The 19,193-nt window shown below is 70.1% G+C and carries 14 protein-coding genes; 6 read left to right on the top strand and 8 right to left on the bottom strand.

Translation table 11 applies throughout. The features are described 5' to 3' along the window. Positions 1-8: 8 nt before the first annotated feature. Complete coding sequence (locus tag IE075_RS11790) at positions 9-4,592, bottom strand: EAL domain-containing protein (protein ID WP_189456809.1); 4,584 nt, start codon at positions 4,590-4,592, stop codon at positions 9-11. 114 nt (positions 4,593-4,706) lie between these two features. On the opposite strand from IE075_RS11790, the gene IE075_RS11785 reads away from it, so the two are divergent. Genes IE075_RS11785 through IE075_RS11775 form a run of 3 tightly spaced genes read left to right on the top strand, consistent with a single transcriptional unit; the run spans position 4,707 to position 7,599 of the window. After that, positions 4,707-5,273: a UPF0149 family protein gene (locus IE075_RS11785; RefSeq protein ID WP_425489373.1), complete on the top strand. Its 567-nt coding sequence runs from the start codon at positions 4,707-4,709 to the stop codon at positions 5,271-5,273. Next, positions 5,273-6,598: an aminopeptidase P N-terminal domain-containing protein gene (locus tag IE075_RS11780; protein ID WP_189456807.1), complete on the top strand. Its 1,326-nt coding sequence runs from the start codon at positions 5,273-5,275 to the stop codon at positions 6,596-6,598. The genes IE075_RS11785 and IE075_RS11780 overlap by 1 nt, the downstream gene beginning before the upstream one ends. Before the next feature lie 29 nt (positions 6,599-6,627). Next, positions 6,628-7,599 (top strand): hypothetical protein, encoded by a 972-nt coding sequence (locus IE075_RS11775; RefSeq protein ID WP_189456805.1) that lies wholly within the window; start codon positions 6,628-6,630, stop codon positions 7,597-7,599. 153 nt (positions 7,600-7,752) lie between these two features. Here IE075_RS11775 and crcB read toward each other — a convergent pair whose 3' ends face one another. Both crcB and pepQ read right to left on the bottom strand, forming a co-directional pair. Beyond that, entirely contained in the window at positions 7,753-8,148 is a 396-nt protein-coding gene (gene crcB, locus IE075_RS11770; RefSeq protein ID WP_189456803.1) for a fluoride efflux transporter CrcB, read from the bottom strand. A 6-nt stretch (positions 8,149-8,154) separates the two neighbouring features. Next, positions 8,155-9,489, bottom strand: coding sequence for a Xaa-Pro dipeptidase (gene pepQ / locus IE075_RS11765; RefSeq protein ID WP_189456801.1), 1,335 nt, complete (start codon positions 9,487-9,489; stop codon positions 8,155-8,157). 11 nt (positions 9,490-9,500) lie between these two features. Here pepQ and IE075_RS11760 point away from each other — a divergent pair, with 11 nt between their 5' ends. Beyond that, positions 9,501-12,185: a bifunctional diguanylate cyclase/phosphodiesterase gene (locus IE075_RS11760; RefSeq protein ID WP_229792492.1), complete on the top strand. Its 2,685-nt coding sequence runs from the start codon at positions 9,501-9,503 to the stop codon at positions 12,183-12,185. Here the strand turns inward: IE075_RS11760 and IE075_RS11755 are convergent. The 5 genes from IE075_RS11755 to rph all read right to left on the bottom strand — a co-directional run bounded on the left by IE075_RS11755 (position 12,176) and on the right by rph (position 17,368). Further along, the gene (locus IE075_RS11755) at positions 12,176-12,544 is read right to left on the bottom strand and encodes a PilZ domain-containing protein (protein ID WP_189456799.1); all 369 of its coding nucleotides are present in this window, start codon (positions 12,542-12,544) and stop codon (positions 12,176-12,178) included. The two genes, IE075_RS11760 and IE075_RS11755, sit on opposite strands and share 10 nt — an antisense overlap. Continuing rightward, positions 12,537-14,639, bottom strand: a complete 2,103-nt coding sequence (locus tag IE075_RS11750; RefSeq protein ID WP_189456797.1) for a DUF1631 family protein — start codon at positions 14,637-14,639, stop codon at positions 12,537-12,539. The genes IE075_RS11755 and IE075_RS11750 overlap by 8 nt, the downstream gene beginning before the upstream one ends. Before the next feature lie 121 nt (positions 14,640-14,760). Next, the gene (hemW, locus tag IE075_RS11745) at positions 14,761-15,951 is read right to left on the bottom strand and encodes a radical SAM family heme chaperone HemW (protein WP_189456795.1); all 1,191 of its coding nucleotides are present in this window, start codon (positions 15,949-15,951) and stop codon (positions 14,761-14,763) included. Positions 15,952-16,022: 71 nt separating this feature from the next. Continuing rightward, a complete protein-coding gene (rdgB, locus tag IE075_RS11740; protein ID WP_189456793.1) occupies positions 16,023-16,616 on the bottom strand; it encodes an RdgB/HAM1 family non-canonical purine NTP pyrophosphatase in 594 nt (197 codons plus the stop codon). After that, complete coding sequence (gene rph, locus IE075_RS11735; protein WP_189456791.1) at positions 16,613-17,368, bottom strand: ribonuclease PH; 756 nt, start codon at positions 17,366-17,368, stop codon at positions 16,613-16,615. The genes rdgB and rph overlap by 4 nt, the downstream gene beginning before the upstream one ends. Positions 17,369-17,459: 91 nt before the next feature. Between rph and IE075_RS11730 the strand changes: the two genes are divergently transcribed. Both IE075_RS11730 and gmk read left to right on the top strand, forming a co-directional pair. Next, the gene (locus tag IE075_RS11730; RefSeq protein WP_189456789.1) at positions 17,460-18,332 is read left to right on the top strand and encodes a YicC/YloC family endoribonuclease; all 873 of its coding nucleotides are present in this window, start codon (positions 17,460-17,462) and stop codon (positions 18,330-18,332) included. 112 nt (positions 18,333-18,444) lie between these two features. Beyond that, a complete protein-coding gene (gene gmk, locus IE075_RS11725; protein ID WP_189456788.1) occupies positions 18,445-19,068 on the top strand; it encodes a guanylate kinase in 624 nt (207 codons plus the stop codon). The last annotated feature ends 125 nt before the right edge of the window (positions 19,069-19,193 follow it).

Below are 19,193 nucleotides of genomic sequence, written 5' to 3'. Positions count from 1 at the left end.
GGGGGCGGTCAAGGCGGGACTGGGGTATTGCCGAGGTGCGGCACCCAGCCCTGGATGAACGCAATACAGGCGTCGGCCTCGAGCGGGCGCGAGAACCAGAAACCCTGCACTTCATCGCATTCGTGGTCGCTCAGGAACTGCATCTGCGCTGGCGTCTCGACGCCCTCGGCAATCACGGTCAGGCCCAGCGAGTGCGCCATCGTGATGACCGTGCTCGTGATCGCTTCATCTTCGGCATCGTGGGTGATGTCGCCGATGAACTCCTTGTCGATCTTGAGCGCGGTAATCGGCAGTCGCTTGAGGTAAGCGAGTGACGAGTAGCCCGTGCCGAAGTCGTCGATCGCCAGGCCGACGCCGAGGCCGCGGAACGCCTGCAGCGTGTCCGACGTGGCCTGCGCGTTCGCCATGAGGACGGTCTCGGTGAGCTCGAGGTCCAGGCAGTGCGGGGGCACACCGGTCTCTTCGAGCACGCGTGCGACGACGTGCGGCAGGTCGCCGCGCAGCAGCTGCAGTGCCGACACGTTGACCGCCATCGCCAGCTCTTCGACGCCGCGCGTGCGCCAGCCTTGCAGCGTGCGACAGGCCTCGCGCAGCACCCACTCGCCGATCTCGAGGATGAGTCCGCTTTCCTCGGCGATGGGAATGAACTGCGCAGGCGGGATGTCGCCGAGCTCGGGGCTGTTCCAGCGCAGCAGTGCCTCGACTCCGGTGACGCGTCGATCGAGCAGCGAGAGCCTGGGCTGGAACACGAGGCGCAGCTCGCCGCGGTCGAGCACTTTGCGCAGCGCGCCGGAGATCGTCGCGCGGCGGCGGATCTCGGCGTCCATGCCGTCGTGGTAGCGCATGAACGTGCGGCGGCCGTTCGCTTTCGCCTTGTACATCGCCGTGTCGGCGTGCTTGAGCAGATCCGTCGGCACCAGCGCATGGTCGGGATACATCGCGATGCCGATCGACGGCGAGATCGCGAGGTCGTGCCGGTCGTCGACGTCGAGCGGCGCGCCGAACGCGCGGATGATGTCGCGCGCGATCTGTTCGGCGTCCTCGGCGGTCGCAATGCGCTCGAGCACCACGGTGAACTCGTCGCCGCCAAGCCGCGCCACCGTGTGCTGAGGCCCGACGGTCTGCTGCAGGCGCGAGGCCGCGGCGCGCAGGATGCGGTCGCCGGTGGCGTGGCCGAGCGAATCGTTGATGTCCTTGAAGCGATCGAGGTCGAGGAAGAGCACCGCGATCTTCGAATCGTGGCGGCGCGCCCGCACGATCGCGCGCGACAGGCGCTCCGAGAGCAGCGTGCGGTTCGGCAGGCTCGTGAGCGTGTCGTAGTTCGCGAGGTAACGCAGCTCCTGCTCGGTGCGCTTCTGGTCGGTGATGTCGCTGAGCACGGCGACATAGAGGTCACGGGTTTCGCCGCTGTCTTCGACTGCGCTGGCCTGCAGCCAGCACAGGAACTCGCTGCCGTCGTTGCGTTGCTGCCACAACTCGCCCGACCACCGGCCCGTGTGCTCGAGCTCGACGCGCATCTGCCGGTACAAGTCGGCATCGTGCTGCGGGCTGTCGAGCACGCGCGTCGGTCGGCCGATCACCTCGGTCTCGGTATAGCCGGTCATGCGCGCGAACGCGGGATTGACTGCCACGAACGTGAAATCGCGGTCGAACACGGCGACCGCCTCGGCCATGCTGCGAAGTACTTCGCTCGCCACGCGGCGCTCGCGCTCAGCGTTGCGGCTGGCGGTGATGTCGCGTGCAGTCCCGGACACGCGCAGAGCTTGGCCGTTGGCGTCGCGCTCGACGACCCGACCGCGCGCGCGCACCCAGGCCCAGCGTCCGGGCGCGATCCGGATCCGATGCTCGGACAGGAACAGCGCCGCCTGGCCGCGCAGGTGACGGCGCAGCTGGTCGAGAACGCGCGGCAGGTCTTCCGGGTGGATCTCGTGGTTCGCCTCCACCTGCGTCTGCACGCCGAAGCCGGGCGTGGCGCCCAACTCCTCGTCGACCTGCATGCGATGCAGCATGCGGCTGGCGAGGTCGAAGTCCCAGAACTGCTCGCCGGAGGCCCACAGTGCAAGCTTGAGGCGCTCCTCACGCTCGCGGATCTGTTCGAAATAGCCGCGCTCCTGCTGCCGGCGCAGCCGCCACCACCATGCGAGTGCGGCCAGTACTGCGAGCACGAACGCAGCCGCGGCCGCGAGCGCGAGTGGGTGGCGCCACAGCGGTGCGGCGACATGCACCGGCACGTTCAGTTCCTGGGCGCTCCAACCGCGGCCCGGGCTGCCGGCCTGGGCGCGGAACACGTAGTCGCCTGGCGGCAGACGCGTGTAGGTGATGTCCTGCTGGGTGCCGTTGTCGATCCAGCCGCGGTCGAAGCCTTCGAGTCGATAGCGGTAATGCGGTCGTGCACCCGGGGCGTAATCGAGCGCGCCGATGCGAAGCCGCAGGAGGTCGGCCGAGGCCGGCACGTCGATACGTTCAGGACGCCAGAACACGCCGCTGTCGTCGGGGGCATCGGCATCGATGCGCGCAGACAGCAGCCGCACGGGCGGCGCGTAGGCGGTGTCGTGCAGGCGCGCGGGATCGAACAGGTTCAGGCCGTTGACGCCGCCGAACGCGAGGCGCCCGTCGGCGAGTGCGGCGACCGCGCCGCCGTTGAATTCCAGGTCCTGCAGCCCGTCGGCGACCCCGTAGGCGCGGCTGTGCCCGGTGCGCGGGTTGAAGCGCACGATGCCGTTGTCGGTGCCGAGCCAGAACTGGCCCGCGGGGCGCTCGGCGATCGTGTACACGGCCGGCACATCGCCGTTGTCCAGGCGTTCGGCCAGCGGGTGCTCGAACGCGACCGCCGTGCCGCCGTCCGGGTGCGGTCGCTCGATCACGCGGCTCAGCCCTGCGTGCGTGCCGACCCAGATCGCCCCCGACGCGTCCTGGTGCAAGGCGCGCACGATGTTGCCGGGCAGGCTGCTGGCGTCGCCTGGCGAATGACGGAACGAGGCAAGCGTGCCGCGTGTGGGGTCGAGCCGCGCGAGACCGTCGCCGGTGCCTATCCACAGCCGCCCCTGTCGATCTTGCAGGAGGGCGAACACGGTCGGGTGCGGCAGGGAGCCGGATTCGCCGGCGCGATGCGGGTAGCGCACGAGCGCGCCGTTGCCCGGCCGGTAGTGCATCAGGCCGTGTCCGCTCGTGCCCAGCCACAAGGAGCCATCGCGATCGACGAGCAGGCTGCGCAGTGCAACGTTGGGCTGCCCGGGCAAGGCGACGGGTTGCACGCGCATCGCTGCGGTGTCGAGCCGCAGCAGTCCGTCGCTGGTCCCCAACCAGAACGCGCGCTCGCCGGCGTCGCCGATCGCCTGCACCCGGGCGCGGGGGCTGTTCGCGCCCGGCGCTGCGGGCGGCAGCAGTGCGCTGCGATCGGTAAAGCGGTCGGAGGCGGGCTCGTACTGCAGCAGGCGCGCGGTGTCGGTCCCGATCCACAGGCTGCCGTCGTCGTCCTGCGCAATCGCCCGCACGCTGTCGCCGCCGTGGTCGGCCGCGCGGGGCTGCGGTTCGACCACGTGGTTGAACCGCGTGCCGCGTGTGTCGGTGAGCGCCACGCCGCGGAATGTCCCGCCGGCCCAGAGCATACCGCCTGCGTCGACGAGCAGCGTCTGCACCGTGTCCTCCGGCAGCGGCGTCGCCGCGTCGGGGTCGTGCCGCAGCGCCTTCGTCGCGCCCGTTTGCGGGTCGAACCGCCGCAGGCCGCGCCCGAACACGGCGAGCCACAGCGCGCCGTCGGGCGCTTGCACGATCGAGCGGACATCGCCGCCGTCATCGGCAGACGCGCGCGTCGGCCATGCGCGCGCAGGCGCCATGGCCCCCGGTGGAAGCCGCTCGACCCCGTCCAGTCGCCCGATCCACAGCGTGCCCGCCGGGTCGAGGTGCAGGCTGCGAACCGGCTCGGCGGCACCGATGCGACGGGCCTGGCCGTCGGCCGTCACGCGATACAGCCCTTGCGAGGTCCCGAACCACACACCGTCGCGTGCACGCACGAGTCGCTGCGCGGGCATCACGCCCTCGGGGCGTTCGTCCAGCGTGAGCACCGTGCGCGAGCGACCCGTGCGCGGGTCGAGCCGCTGCAGCCCCGCAGGCGTACCGACCCATACGGCGTCGCCCTGCGCCAGGACCGCACGCACCTGGCGATCGCCCGGGGCCGCGTCGCGCCCGGGCGCGTAGCGGCGAATCGCACCGCTGGCCGGGTCGAGGCGTGCGACGTACTGCGCGTTCGTGCCGATCCACAGCGCGCCGTCGGGGCCGATCGACAGCGCTTTGATGTAGCTGTCGGGCAGCGTGGCCGGGTCGCGAGGGTCGTGGCGGAAGCTCGCGTAGCGGCTGCCGTCGAAGCGGTGCAGGCCGCCCTGCGTGCCGACCCAGACGAAGCCCTGCGGATCCTGCACCATCGCGGTGACGGAGTTCTGGCGCAGGCCGTGCTCGCGGCCGAGGCGGCTGAAATAGAAATCGCGCGGCGACGCGTGCGCGGCCGGCACCGCGATCGGCGACGAAGCGACCGGCGACGAAAGCAACGCGGCAAACAGGCTCAGCGCGCAGGCGAGGGCAGGAAACGGACGCATTGCCACCGGGGCGCTTCAGATGGAACGAGTGTGTCGCGGCAACGGCGATGGGGCAACCACCGGGCGTCGACCGGCTCCGCGTACACTTCGCACATCCCCCAAGCCGTTCCTGCCGTGCACCACGACGCATCTTCTTCCGCGGGCCCGCTGCCTCCGCTGTCTGCAGTCGAGGCCGAAATCGCCCGGCTCTCGCTCGCGACGCCCGCTTCCGAGCTGCACGGCGCGCTGTGCGGCTGGCTCGCCGGCGGCGGCGCCGACGTACGCGAGTGGCCGGCGCGTGTGCTCGTCGACGATGCCGTGCCGGCGCCGGCGGCCGAGAGCGCGCTCGATGAGCTGCGGCGCGTGAGCGTCGCCCAGCTCGGCGATCGCAGCTTCGAGTTCGACCTGCTGCTGCCGACCGAGCCCGCATCGCTCGCCGAGCGCAGTGGCGCGCTGTTCGACTGGTGCCGCGGCTTCGTCGGCGCGTTCGGCCTGGCCGCCGGCGCCGTGCGGACGCTGTCGGAAGAAAGCCGCGAGGCACTGGCCGACCTCGCCAAGCTTGCGGCCGCGCAGCCCCAGGACGAGGGCGACGAAGAGGACGAGCAGGCGCTCGTGGAGATCGAAGAGTTCGTGCGCGTCGCCGCGCTGCTGCTGCACGGCGACTGCGTGCTGGCCGCACGGCACCGCCAGAGCTTCAACTGATGGCCTCCGCCAGTGGCGTGCCGGCCGCGAACCACGCGCGCCGGCGCAAGCAGCTCATGCGACTCGTCGGCGACGACGCGATCGTGATCATCCCGACGGCGCCCGAGCGCGTGCGCAGCCGCGACACGCATTACCCGTACCGCCCGGACTCTGACCTCTGGTACCTCACGGGCTTTCCGGAGCCCGAGGCCGTGCTCGTGCTCGTGCCCGGCCGCGCGCACGGTGAGGCGTTGCTGTTCTGCCGCGAGCGCGATCCCGAGCGCGAAGGTTGGGACGGCCCGCGCTTTGGTCCGGAAGGTGCGGTCGAAGCATTCGGGCTGGATGACGCGTATCCGATTGAGGACCTCGACGACATCCTGCCCGGCCTGCTCGAAGGCCGCTCGCGCGTGTACTACCACTTCGGGCGCGACCAGGAATTCGACCTCAAGCTGATCGGCTGGCTCAACCGCGTGCGCGCGCTCGTGCGCCACGGCGCGCAGCCGCCGCACGAGTTCCTCGAGCTCGGCCACGTGCTCGACGAACTGCGCCTGTTCAAGGACGCGGCCGAGATCAAGCTCATGCAGCGCGCCGCGGACATCTCCGTGCTCGCGCACGAGGCGGCGATGCGTGCGGCCCGCCCGGGTGTGCGTGAGTTCGAGCTGCAGGCGACGGTCGAGTACGTGTTCCGCATGCACGACGCCGTCCCCGCCTACGGCAGCATCGTCGGCGCCGGCGCAAACGGCTGCGTGCTGCACTACCACGCGAACAACGCAGTCGTACGCGATCGCGAACTCGTGCTGATCGACGCCGGCGCTGAATACCGCGGTTACGCGGCGGACATCACCCGCACGTTCCCCGTCAACGGCCGCTACTCGAAGGAGCAGCGGTTGCTGCACGAACTGGTGCTTGCCGCGCAGGCCGCCGCGCTCGCGCAGGCGCGGCCGGGCGTCGCGTACGAGGCCGGGCACAACGCGGCGGTGCACACCCTCACCGAAGGGCTGTTGCAGCTGGGTCTGCTCAAGGGCCGGCTCGAGAAGAACGTCGCCGACGGGCATTACAAGCGCTTCTATCGACACAAAACCGGACATTGGATCGGGCTCGACGTGCACGATGTCGGCGAATACCGCTTGGACGGCCAGTCCCGGCTGCTCGAGCCGGGCATGGTGTTCACGATCGAGCCCGGGCTCTACATTTCGGCCGACGACGCCAGCGTTGCGGCGAAGTGGCGTGGCATCGGGATCCGCATCGAGGACGATGTGCTGGTCACGAAGGACGGCCACCGCGTGCTGACCGCGGCGCTGGCACGCAGCGCGGACGAGATCGAGACGCTGATGGCGGCGCGCTGAGGCCGCTGCCCGGATCAAGGAAGACATTGATGCGAAACACGGTATGGAGCGCCAGCGTGGGCGCGGCCCTGCTGATGGCCGTGCTTGCAGTGCCGGCCGCTGCGAGTGACGCGGAACCTTCGGCTCCAGTGGCCGAAGCAGGGCCGGACTCGCGCGCGTCGCCAAGCGCGGAGGCCACGCAGGCCCTGTTCCGTGCCGATGCGCCGCCACCGCAGCGTGCGGATGCGCGCCGACAGACGATCGAAGCGGCGATGAAGGGCGACGGCGCGGCCGCGTTCCGGCTCGGCGCGTTGTTCCGGCTCGGCATGGAGCATCCGGCGCAAGCGGTCGAGCGTGATCTCGACACCGCGCGGTACTGGCTCGAGAAGTGCGTCGACGCGCCGCGCTGCCCGGCGCTGGCGCTGGCGTCGCTGGCCGAACTTGAAATCGAAGCCGGGCGTTACCGCGAGGCGATGCAATGGGCGCAGGCGTGGGCGGCCGTCGAGCGCGAGCTGCACGCGCTTGGCCGCCGTCCCGGCGAGTCCTCGTTTCGCCCCGCGTCGTACACCGCGTACCTGCTCAAGCGCTGTTTCGAATACCTGCCCAAGCAGGGCCGCGAGGACGCGGTGGCGGAGGCGTTCACCGAGTTCCAGCAGCGCCGCGGTGCGCAGTTGCAACGCATGGCCGCGGCCGCGGCCGCCGTCGCAGCCGTTCCGCTGCGGGAGCAGCAGCGAGCCGAATTTGCAGCGTCGCGTTACAACCATCCGGTGCAGGCTTCGCGACGGCCGACTGCGCCGGCGGTTGCGCTGTACCTGCTTCGCGCCGACCCGGCGGGCGGTCGGCCCGAGGCGGTGACCTTGATCGAAGCCCTGCCGTCGCCTCGCGAGGCGCTGGCCTTTGCAGGCGTTGCGCGCCGATGGGAGTCGCGACCTTACGCCCCTGACACCGCCGACGAGCGCCGGTACGCGATGTTGCCGATCGAGCTGAGCGATCCACGCTACGCGGTCGACCTCACACCGTAGCTCGGGGGTCCAGCGCGACCCGCTCGCGCTCGTAGGCGTCGATCTCAGCGATGACATGCTCGACCGCCGACCGTGTCGCGCTGGCGAAGCGTCCGCGTTCGGACTGAAAGCGCCGCTGTGCGGACACGGGCCGTACGACGCACGGGGGCGTGCTTATGCCGGCCGCATTCCGTCCGCAAGGCGCGCCCCGAGCCATACCAACCCAAGACCGCCCACGAGCGTGAGCGCCAGATAGCCGATCAGCGCATCGTGTCGACCGCCGCGAGCGAGCAGCAGGCACTCGAGCATCAGCGACGAATACGTCGTGAGCGCGCCGAGCACGCCCACGACGAGCAGGGCTCGCCACGGCGCGGCGGCGGGTCCGCGCGCATCGAGCCAGGTCGCAAGGAAGCCGATCGCGAGTGAGCCGATGAGGTTGGCGGCCAGCGTGCCCCAGGGCAGGCCGTCGCTGGCGCGCCGCAGCAGCCAGCCGCCGAGCCACCAGCGGCCCGCCGCGCCGAGCGCGCCGCCCAGCATCACCAGCGCGAGCGTCGACAGGCCCGTGGGCATCGCGTGTCAGCCCGCGCCGGATTCCGCGTAGGCGTCGCGTGTGAGGTTGATCGGATCGGCCTCGGTGCAGACCACGTCGTCCTCGATGCGGATCCCGCCGAACGGGCGGAACTGCTCGATGCGCGCCCAGTCGACCGCATCCGCATGGGCGCCGCCGCGCAGGCCATCGAGCAGCAGGTCGACGAAGTACAGCCCCGGCTCGATCGTGACCACCATGCCCGCTTCGAGCGTGCGCGTGAGGCGCAGGTACGGATGGCCTTCGGGCTTGGGGATCGTGCCACCGCGGTCGGACTCGGCGAAGCCGCCGACGTCGTGCACCTGCAGGCCGATGCCGTGGCCGATGCCGTGCGGGAAGAACACGCCGCTAACGCCGGTCTCGACCGCGCTTTCCGGGCTGAGCTTGAGGATGCCGAACACGCGCAGGATGCCGGCGATGGCCAGGTGCGCGTCGAGGTGGATGCGGCGGTAGTCGGTGCCCGCCCGCACCTGCGCGCACATCCGCAGCTGCGCTGCATCGACGGCATCGATCAGCTGCTGGAACTCGCCCGACGTGTCGCGGGCGTAGGTGCGCGTGATGTCACAGGCGTAACCGGCGTACGACGCGCCGGCATCGATGAGGAAGCTGCGCGAGTCCGTCGGTGCGTCGCGGTCGAGTTCCGTGTAATGCAGTACCGCGCCGTGCTCGTTGAGCGCGACGATGTTGCGGTACGGCAGCTCGACGGCGTCCTGGCGCGCCGCGGCGCAGTACGCGAGGTGGATGTCGAACTCGCCCGCGCCGCTGCGAAACGTCGCCTCCGCCGCTCGATGCGCGCGCACGCCGATGCGCGATGCCATGCGCATCATCTCGATTTCATACGACGTCTTGTATGCACGGTGATAGTCGAGGTACTGCAGCACCGCAGGCGGGTTGTTCGGCGCGATGTCACCGAGCGCGCTCTGCGCTTCGCCGAGGATCGCGCAACGCGCCGGATCCTTCGGCAGATGGGCGCGTGCCTCGTCGGGCGTGCGGATCACGACGATGTCGAAGTGCGGAACCCAATAGCCTGCAGGAGCTTCCGGCACCACGTGCCAGTAATCGAACGGCTGCAGGTAGACGAGCTTCGGTCGTTGCCCAGGCGTGATCACCACCCAGCTGCCGGGGGTCTGCGTCAGTGGTACCCAGGCCTTGAACTGCGGATTGACCGCGTACGGATAGTCGCGATCGTCGAACAGCTGGTAGTGCAGCGTGCCGCTCGGCACGACGAGATGATCAAAACCGCCGCGATCGAGTGCGCGTTCGGTGCGTTGCTGCAGTACGCTGACGTGGGACGCATAAAGCGACGCGATGTCGGGAGCGGGCATGGATCAGTCTCTTGGAAGCTTCGTCGGATTCTGACGGATTCGCACCTTCGCCGCAGGCCGCCAGCGGCGCATTGCGCGGCGCCGTGTGGCTGTGGAGCGGCCTTGCGCTTGCCGCGGGGCTGCTGCTGACGGCGTGGCTCGCACATGTGCAGCGGCAGCGCATCGATGAACGGCGCAATGCAGAGCTTGCGATCGTCGCTTACGACGTGCGTGCTTCATTGCTCGACCGACTCGAACAGGCCGCTTTGCTCGTCCGCACGCTGCAGACCGTGTTCGCCACGTCGCGCGAGGTCGAGGACGCCGAGTTCGCAATGGTCTACGACACGCTCCGGCCGCGGGAGCGGTTCCCGAGCCTGCAGGCGCTTGCGTATTCCAAGCGGATCGACGTTGGGAACCGGATGACGTTCCCGGTGCAGTACGTCGCGCCGATGCCGGACAACGAGCGACTGCGCGGCTTCGACGTGGCCACGCAACCGGCCAACCTGCGCGCGCTCATCACGTCAGCCGAAACCAACGAGCCTGCGCTGTCCGAGCCGTTCCCGCTGGCGCAGGGCGGCAACGGCGTTGCACCGATCATCGGCGTCACGATGCGCCTGCCCGTATACCGCGCGCAACGCTCGGCCGCTTCGCGGGCGGCACGCCGACCGGCGCTCGATGGCTCGGTCGTCGCCTCGTTCCGCCTCGATGCACTGATCAAGAACGCAGTGCCGCCGGGTGCGCTCGATGTGTTCGAGATGCGTGTGCTTGACGTGACGGGCGCGGGGGCTCGGCTGCTGTACCGCTCGCAAGACCAAGTGGCGGATACAGATGCCCCCGTGCGTGCGCACGTGATCGAATTTGGCGGGCGCCGCTGGCGCATCGAGCTGCGATCGCTACAGCCAACGGAACCGCTGGGATGGGCGCATTCGATGTGGCTTCCCGGCGTCGTGGCGAGTGTCCTGTTCGCGTTGCTCGTTGGCTCTCTCGTCGGCACGCGTCAGCGTGCGTTGACGCTCGGTGCGCGCATGAGCGAGCGCTACCGCGAAAGTGAAGCCCGCTTCCGTGCGCTCAACGACCTGCTGCCGGCGCTGGTGCTGCTGGCCGATGCGCACACCGGCCGCATCCGTTACGCGAATCACGCGGCGCAGCTGCGGCTCGGCGCACAGGTGTCCGCGCTTGCGCTGGCCGACCTGTTCGAGGGCAAGCTGCACGACTGGATCGCGCTCGGGGACGACGCAGGCGATGACGCTGCCGCGCCGGTCGCCAGTATCGAAGCGCCGATGCGCACGGCCAATCGCGATCACTTCTGGGCCTCCGTGTCGGTGACGGCGATCGAACTCGACGGCGCGCGACACCTGCTGCTCGTTGCGTCCGACATTTCCGAGCAACGCCAGCTCACCGAATTGCTCGGCTACCAAGCAAGCCACGACGCGCTGACCGAGCTGCTCAACCGACGCGAGTTCGAGCGTCGTGTCGACCATGCCCTAGCGGCGGTGGCGGACGGGGCGCCGCCGTTCGCACTGTTGTTCGTCGATCTCGACCAATTCAAGCTCATCAACGACACGTCGGGCCACGCAGCCGGTGACCAGCTTCTCGTGCAGCTGGCAGGAGTGATGCGCGAGCAGCTGCGTGCGGGCGATGTGCTCGCGCGGCTCGGCGGCGACGAGTTCGGCGTGCTTGCGACCAGTGTCGACGACCTCGACGGCGCATTGTACGTGGCCGAGCGCGTGCGGACGGCAATCGACGGGCACGTGTTTCTGTGGGAGCAGCGCAGCTACACGATCAGCGCGAGCATCGGCGGGGTGCTCGCCGAGCATGCGGGCGTCGATTCGAAGGTGCTGTTCGCGCAGGCCGATACGGCGTGCTACCTCGCGAAGGAAGGCGGGCGCAATCGCGTGCACGTTTATCGCGAGCGTGACGATCAGACCGCCCGGCGGCGCACCGAAATGGAATGGGCGCACCGGCTGCGATGGGCGGCCGAGGAGAACCGCTTCATCCTCCAGTACCAGGAAGTCTGGCCGCTCGGCGCGCACGGCGATGGCGGGGCGCACCTGGAGCTGCTGCTGCGTTTCCGCGAAGCCGACGGGCAGGTGATTTCGCCCGGCGCGTTCATGCCGGCCGCGGAGCGCTACGGGCTGATGCCGATGATCGACCGCTGGGTCATCGAGACTGCGCTCGCGAATTTCGACCGCCTCCACCCGAGCGGTGCGGCATTGCAACTCGCGACGATCAATCTCTCGGGCGCGAGCATCGAGGATGAGTCGTTATCGACGCTGATTCTCGACCGCATCGCGCGCTACGGCATCGATCCCCGGCGCGTGTGCTTCGAGATCACCGAGACCGTCGCAGTGCGCAGCTATGCGCAGGTCACGCGTTTCATCGAGCCGCTGCGCGCGATCGGCTGCCGAATCGCGCTCGATGACTTCGGCGCCGGCATGTCGTCGTTCGGCTACCTCAAGAGCCTGCCGCTCGACATGATCAAGATCGACGGCAGCTTCATCCACGATTTCAACGACGATGCGATGAGCCGGGCGATCGTCCGTGCGGTCACCGACATCGGCCACGACCGGGGCTTCAAGATCGTGGCGGAGTGGGTGCCCGGGCATGCCGTCGCCGATGCGCTCGCCGCGGTCGGGGTCGATTACGGACAGGGCTTCGGGCTGCACCGGCCGCAGACGGTCGTGTTCCAGCGCGGCACCGAGCACCGTCAGTCGTAGCGCGCCCCCGGGGCGTCGAGCCATGCACGCAGCGGCTGCAGTTGGTCGTCGGACAATGCGATCACACGCAGCCCGACCCAGGCCTGCCCCGAGCCCGTGTTGCGCTCCTGCCACAAGGCGTGCATGCCGGCCTCGATCGGCAGTTGCCCGCCGCCCGACAGCGCGAGCGTGTAACGGAGCTGGTAGAGCGCGTCTTCGGCGAGGGGCGCGGCGGCGATGAGCAGCATGCCGGTCTCCGACAGGTTGCCGAGCCGGCCGATCACCGCGTCCGTCATCGCATCGGTGACCAGCACGGTGCCGTCGACGCGCCTGCGCCGCGCGCGACGGAGGTTGTGCACGTTGGATTTGGAATCAGGCATGCGGCGCTCCCCGATCCGGGTCGAAGCCGCTCAGGGTGGCTAGCACGGCGTTCCAGGCGCGCTCCACGCCGCTGCGCGCGTCCTGCGCGACGAGGCGCACGCGGCCTGCGTCGAGTTCGCAGGCGAGCGCGTCGAGCGCGATCTCGGCCGTGCGCTGGCCACGGCGGTTCACGAACAGCGCCGTGTTCGTCGCCGCGCCGGTCCACACCAGGCGGCGCCGCACCGACGGCAGGCCGTCGCGCTCGGGCGCAAATTCGAACCAGGCATCCGCATCGCCCACGGGCAGCTCCGCCAGGCGCGCACCTTGCTCAGGCGTGAGCGGCGTGCGCTGCAGCGGCTCGGGCGGGGTCTCGGCGCCCAGGCGCGTGCGCGCCTTCAAGCGCATCATGAGTTCGGTGCGCGTGGCCGCGCTGTCGTCGTCGCCGATCTCGCTGGCGCCGAGGTGCGCGGCAATCATCCGCGCCTCCTGCTCGTGCGTGCCGATCGCGCTCAGCGCGTCGTGGATGCGCTCGGCGAGACCCGGCGGCGCGGGCGCTCCGGTCGCAACGTCCAGGATCTGGCGCGTGGTTTCGAGCTTCCGACGCCAGTCGTCACCGTCTTCCCCGTTGCGCAGGGCGGTCAGCGTGAGCACGTCCGCCCACGCCTGATCCACGAGGGTGCGGATCACGCGCGGCAGCGCGCGGCCTTGCGAGAGCTCGGCGATTACCCGGGCCACGCGCAGGCGAGCCTCGGCCAGGCGCTCGCGGCCGCGCGCGGCTTCAACGAGGCGCCGCTCGGCGACTTCGGCGCGTCGCGCCAGGGTGCGGCGTGCGTGCTGGACGCCGTCGTTCGCGCTCTGGAACGCGTGCGGCGCACCGCCAGCGGCAACGACGTCATCGACCGCGCGCGTGAGCGCGGACTGCAGTGTGGGATCGAGCGGCTCGTCCGCACCCGCCGATCCGCTTGCTTCGATGACGGCGTCGAGCAACTGGCGCACCGGATGGTCCGCATGGTCGAAGACGTGCGGGTCCTGCACCGCCGCCTGGACGACGGCGGGATGCAGCGCGTCGAGCCACGAAGCGCCTATGCTGCCAGGCGGCACCTCGCGGACGATGCGGCCGTACCAGAGTTCGACGAGTTCGAGCGCATCGGCGGACGTGTCGTCCGGTCCGGGCGCGGCGTGTCCCTCGGCATCGCCGAACCCGGGCAACGCGGCCGAGCGCCAGGCGTCGGCGCCCTCGGGCCCACGCCCCAGGGGCGGTGCGCGGAACCGGTTGACCGCCGCGCGTCGATGCGCGAGCAGCGAGCGCAGCAGGTCGAACGGCACCGCGACGCTCTCGGTGGTCGCGGGTGCGGTCGACAGCGCGTTGTCGCCTGCAGCCGCCGTGCGGGGACGCACGCGGATCGGCACGAAGTTCATGCTCGGCAGCACCCCGCGCCGCACGAGCAAAGCGTTCATCGTCGCGGCGAGGTCTTCGTAGCGCGCAAGCACGCGTTGCTCGAACAGCGTCATGAGCCGGCGGCGCACGTCGCCATCGAGCCCCGCGGCGTCGCTGGCGGCCCCGATCAGCGTCGTCAGCCGGTACGGGCCGACGGGCAGGTGCTCGCTGTCGAGCGCCGGCCGGCCGGCAAGCACGCCGAAGCGGTAACCGAGCAGCTGCAACGCAAGGCCCGCGCGCGCCTCGTAGCGCAGCGTGATCGTCTGCAACAGCGTGCTGTCCTGGGCTTCGTCGTCCTCGAGCAGGCGCCACTCGGTGCCCGGCACCTCGTCGGGGCGCGCAGGGCGTGGCGGCGGGGCCGGCATGGGGTCGCGCAGCGTCGCGAGTTCGGCTTCGAGCAGGTCGATGAAGCGCGGTGCGATGCCGTGGCGCTCACGCTGCAGCGCGCGAAAGCGGCCGAGGCGCTCGATGCGGCGGGTGAAGTCGTCAACCTCTTGGGCGCCGCGGTTCAACTCGAGCTCGAGATCATCGAGCACACGTTCGAGCGGACCCACAGCATGGTCGATGACGAGCGTCAGCACCTCCTGCAGCGTCTCGCGCACCCGCCGCGGCAGCGCGGCCGAAGCGAGGGAAGGCGTCTGGCGGGAGTGGGTGAACGGCTGCAACGGGACGGACACGCGAGATCCCCGGTGAGTCATCAAACCACGCATCGGTGCGCTCGCGCAGCCGGTGCGACCTGCGCCGATACGTTGGCGGCGCACGTGTAGGCAGCTGCAAGAACTGTTCCCGACGTTCGCGTCAGGGTTCCGGCACCTCGGGCTCCGGCTCGTCGAGGAAGCGCTCGATCACGTCGTTCGTGAAGCGGCGGCCGAGCTCGGTCGGCCGGACCGCGTCGCCGTCGCACTCGAGCCAGCCTCGCCGCACCGCGTCTGCCAGCGCCGAGGCGATCGACTCGGCCGGCAGCCCCGTGCTGCGCGTGAACTGCGTGAGCGTAAATCCGTCGACCAGCCGCAGCGCGTTGAGCATGAATTCGAACGGCCGGCGCGCGGGCTCGATGCGGTCGTCGCCGCCGATCGCCTCGGCCGTGCCGGCCGTCTGCAGGTATTTGCCTGGGTGCTTGTGTTTCCAGCGCCGCAGGATCGCCTGCTCGTGGCCGAGCGTGAGCTTGCCGTGCGCGCCGGCACCGATGCCGAGGTAGTCGCCGTAGCGCCAGTAGTTGAGGTTGTGCGCGCAGCGCCGGCCTGGCTGCGCATAGGCGCTGACTTCGTATTGCGCGTAGCCGGCCTGCGCCAGCATCGTCTGGCAACGCTCCTGCATATCCCAGCCGGCGTCGTCGTCGGGCAGGTGCTCAGGCGGCCGCGCGGCAAACACCGTATTGGGCTCGAGCGTCAGCTGGTAATGGCTGACGTGCGCGGGCTGCAGCGCAAACGCGCGCTCGAGGTCGTGCTCGGCCATCGCCAGCGTCTGCCCCGGCAACGCGTACATGAGATCGAGATTGAGGTTGTCGAAGCCCGCGTCCTGCGCGAGCTTGACCGCGGCCTCGGCCTCACGGCTGTCGTGGATGCGGCCGAGCCGCTGCAGGCAGCCATCGTCGAAGCTCTGGATGCCGAAGCTCAGTCGGTTCACGCCCGCCGCCCGGTAACCTTCGAAGCGGCCGTGCTCGGCGGTGCCCGGATTCGCCTCGAGCGTGATTTCGCAGCCCGGCGCAAACCGCAGCCGGCTTGCGGCGCCCTGCAGGAAGCGCTCGATCTGCTCAGGCGGCATCAGGCTCGGCGTGCCGCCGCCGAAGAACACCGTGTGCACAGTGCGGCCCCAGACCAGCGGCAGGTCGTGATCGAGGTCCGCCAGCAGGGCGTCGACGTACTGCGCGAACGGCAGTTCGCCGCGTCGCTCGTGCGAGTTGAAATCGCAATACGGGCATTTGCGCACGCACCACGGCACGTGCACGTACAGCGACAGCGGCGGTGGGGTCAGGGCAGGAGCGGTCACGGCGGGCGATCCGCGTCGGAAAAATGCAGGCGCAGCCTAGCGATGTGCGGCTGTACCGCACACTGCCGGCATCACAGGGCGTCGAGTTGCGTGCGCAGCGCCGCGAGCGCGCGACCGCGGTGGCTGGCGCGGTTCTTGATCGACGCATCCAGCTGGGCCGCGCTGCAGCCGTGCCCGGGGTCGAAGAACACCGGGTCGTAGCCGAAGCCGCCGTCGCCGGTCGGCGCGGCGAGTACGCGGCCTGGCCAGCGGCCTTCGGCGATCAGAGGCTGCGGGTCGTCGGCGTGGCGCAGCAGCACGATCACCGCATAGAAATGCGCGCCGCGCTGCGCCTCGGGCACGTCGCGCATCGCCTCGAGCAACTTCGCGATGTTCGCCTGCGCATCGCCGTGCACGCCCGCGTAGCGCGCCGAGTACAGCCCCGGCGCGCCGCCGAGCGCGTCGACGCACAGGCCCGAATCGTCCGCGAGCGCAGGCAGGCCGGTCAGACGCGCGGCATGGCGTGCCTTGAGCAGGGCGTTTTCGACGAACGTCGACGCCGTCTCTTCGACATCGTCGACGCCGAGCTGTGCCTGCGGGACGCACTCGAAGCCGCTGCCGGCGAGCAGGTCCGCGAACTCGCCGAGCTTGCCGCGGTTGCCGCTCGCGATCACGAGTCGCTTCACCGCGCGAGCGCCTCGCGCTGCAGTGCGACGAGCTGCGTGATGCCGGCCTCGGCGAGTGCGGTCATCGCCGCAAGCTCTTCACGACGGAACGCATGGCCCTCGGCCGTGCCCTGCAACTCGATGAAGCCACCGCCGTCGTTCATGACCACGTTCATGTCGGTGTCGCAGGCCGAATCCTCGGCGTAGTCGAGGTCAAGCACCGGAATGCCTTGCCAGATGCCGACCGACACGGCCGCGACGGCGCCGAAGACCGGGTCGCGCCGATTGCTGCCGGACTTGATCTCGCCCTTGGCCTGCAGCCCGCGCACTGCATCGACGAGCGCCACATAGGCGCCCGTGATCGCGGCCGTGCGCGTGCCGCCGTCGGCCTGCAGCACGTCGCAGTCGAGCGTGACCGTGCGCTCCCCGAGCAGGCGGCGGTCCACGCACGCGCGCAGCGAGCGGCCGATCAGGCGCTGGATCTCCAGGGTGCGGCCGCTTTGCTTGCCGCGGGATGCCTCGCGGTCGTTGCGCGTGTTCGTTGCGCGCGGAAGCATCCCGTACTCCGCGGTCACCCAGCCCTCGCCCTTGCCGCGCAGGAACGGCGGCACCTTGTTCTCGACGGTTGCCGTGCACAGCACGCGGGTGTCGCCGAAGCTCACGAGCACCGAGCCTTCGGCGTGTTTCGTGAAGCCGCGCTCGATGCGCACTTCGCGCAGCTGATCGGGGCGGCGACCGCTCGGTCGGACAACGGGCTGCGAGCCAGCATTCATGCCGGTGGTTACCGAGAAGGGGGCGCGCGAGCTTACCATTCGGCCCCCTGACGACCGCGGCCCGTGCCACGGCAAACCCGAGGAGATGCGCGTGATCCGCAGCATGACCGCTTTCGCCAGCGCCGAGCGCGCAACGCCGTGGGGCACGCTCGCCTGCGAGCTGCGCTCGGTGAACCACCGCTTCCTCGAACTCACCATCCGCACGCCCGACGAGCTGCGCGCCTTCGAGCCCGCGCTGCGTGAAGCCGTCGCCGCACGCGTGGCGCGCGGCAAGCTCGATCTCGTGTTGCGCCTGCGCGCCCCCGAGGGCAGCGGCGCTCTGCAGCTCAACGAGGCGCGCGTGCAGGAGCTGTCCGCGCTCGCAATCGCGCTGTCGGCGCGCTTCCCCGGCCTGTCGACGCCGTTCACCGACCTCGTTCAGTTCCCCGGCGTATTGCAGGCGCCCGAGGCCGACGCCGTCGAGCTGCAGGCACAGGCGCTCGCGTTGCTCGACACCGTGCTTGCGGAGTTCGTCGCCGCGCGCGAGCGCGAAGGCGGGAAGCTCAAGGCGGTGATCGCCGAGCGCATCGATGGCATCGAGCGCATCGCGCGCGACATTCGTGAGCTCATGCCGCAGATCCGCACCGGCCAGCGCGCGAAGCTGCAGTCCCGTCTCGACGATCTGCTCAAGGGCACCAGCGTTGCGGTCGACGCCGGCCGTATCGAGCAGGAGTTCGTGCTGTGGCTGCAGAAGCTCGATGTCGACGAGGAGCTCGACCGCCTCGACTCGCACGTCGCCGAGGCGCGCCGCGTGCTCGGCCTGCGCGAGGCCGTGGGCCGCCGCCTGGATTTCCTGCTGCAGGAGTTCAACCGCGAGGCGAACACGCTGGGCTCGAAAGCCGTCGACGCGCGCAGCACGGCCGCCGCCGTCGAACTCAAGGTGCTGATCGACCAGGTCCGCGAGCAGATCCAGAACATCGAGTAGCCGGCACTGTGTCCGGATTCGGGGTTCGTAAAGCGCTACGATCCCGCCTGCCCGAACCCGCTTCGGCCGTCGATCCAGCGAAATTTCACTCCCGAGTCACGAATCCCGGCCCATGCGCGGAACCCTCTTCATCGTCGCGGCCCCGTCGGGCGCCGGGAAATCGAGCATCGTCAACGCGGTGCTCGCACGCGACCCGAATGTCGCCCTGTCCATCTCGTTCACCTCGCGCGCGCCCCGGCCCGGCGAGCGCCATGCCGAGCACTACCACTTCGTGAGTGCCGAGCAGTTCGAAGGCATGGTCGCGAACGGCGATTTCTTCGAGCATGCGCGCGTGCACGGCGACTGGAAAGGCACGGCGCGGCAGTCCGTCGAGCCGCAACTCGCGGCGGGACGCGACGTGCTGCTCGAGATCGACTGGCAGGGTGCCCGCCAGGTCCGCCAGAAGGTGCCCGGCGCAGTCAGCGTGTTCATCCTGCCGCCGTCGCGGCAGGCGCTGGAGCAGCGCATGCGCGCCCGCGGTCAGGACAGCGAGGCCGTGATCGCGCAGCGTCTCGCGGCCGCCCGCGAGGAGATGAGCCACTACGGCGAATTCGACTACGTGATCGTCAACGAGCACTTCGACGTGGCCGTGAGCGAGATGTGCGCGATCTTCACGACTAGCCGCCTGCGCCGGGAGCCGCAGGTTGCGCGCCACTCGCGACTGATCACTGCGCTGCTCGCCGACGAGCCGCGCTGAGCAACTGGGCTGACACCGGGCGTCGCTAAACGACTGATTCATAAGCGCGCGCTTGCCGCGGCCGCAGTGGGCGGCTAGACTCGCCGGTTCCTTGTACCGCAGCGACGGCGCCGAGCCGCCGGGAG

Origin of the sequence: Cognatilysobacter bugurensis, from assembly GCF_014652095.1 — a bacterium.
GTDB lineage: Bacteria > Pseudomonadota > Gammaproteobacteria > Xanthomonadales > Xanthomonadaceae > Cognatilysobacter > Cognatilysobacter bugurensis.
Note: the sequence above shows the minus strand (reverse complement) of the source record. Positions and strands in the feature narration are given on the sequence as shown.

Excerpts from the sequence above, each read along its gene's own strand:
- IE075_RS11790 (WP_189456809.1), bottom strand. The coding sequence starts at position 4,592 with ATGCGTCCGTTTCCTGCCCTCGCCTGCGCGCTGAGCCTGTTTGCCGCG.
- IE075_RS11780 (WP_189456807.1), top strand. The coding sequence starts at position 5,273 with ATGGCCTCCGCCAGTGGCGTGCCGGCCGCGAACCACGCGCGCCGGCGC.
- IE075_RS11775 (WP_189456805.1), top strand. The coding sequence starts at position 6,628 with ATGCGAAACACGGTATGGAGCGCCAGCGTGGGCGCGGCCCTGCTGATG.
- crcB (WP_189456803.1), bottom strand. The coding sequence starts at position 8,148 with ATGCCCACGGGCCTGTCGACGCTCGCGCTGGTGATGCTGGGCGGCGCG.
- pepQ (WP_189456801.1), bottom strand. The coding sequence starts at position 9,489 with ATGCCCGCTCCCGACATCGCGTCGCTTTATGCGTCCCACGTCAGCGTA.
- IE075_RS11755 (WP_189456799.1), bottom strand. The coding sequence starts at position 12,544 with ATGCCTGATTCCAAATCCAACGTGCACAACCTCCGTCGCGCGCGGCGC.
- rph (WP_189456791.1), bottom strand. The coding sequence starts at position 17,368 with ATGAATGCTGGCTCGCAGCCCGTTGTCCGACCGAGCGGTCGCCGCCCC.
- gmk (WP_189456788.1), top strand. The coding sequence starts at position 18,445 with ATGCGCGGAACCCTCTTCATCGTCGCGGCCCCGTCGGGCGCCGGGAAA.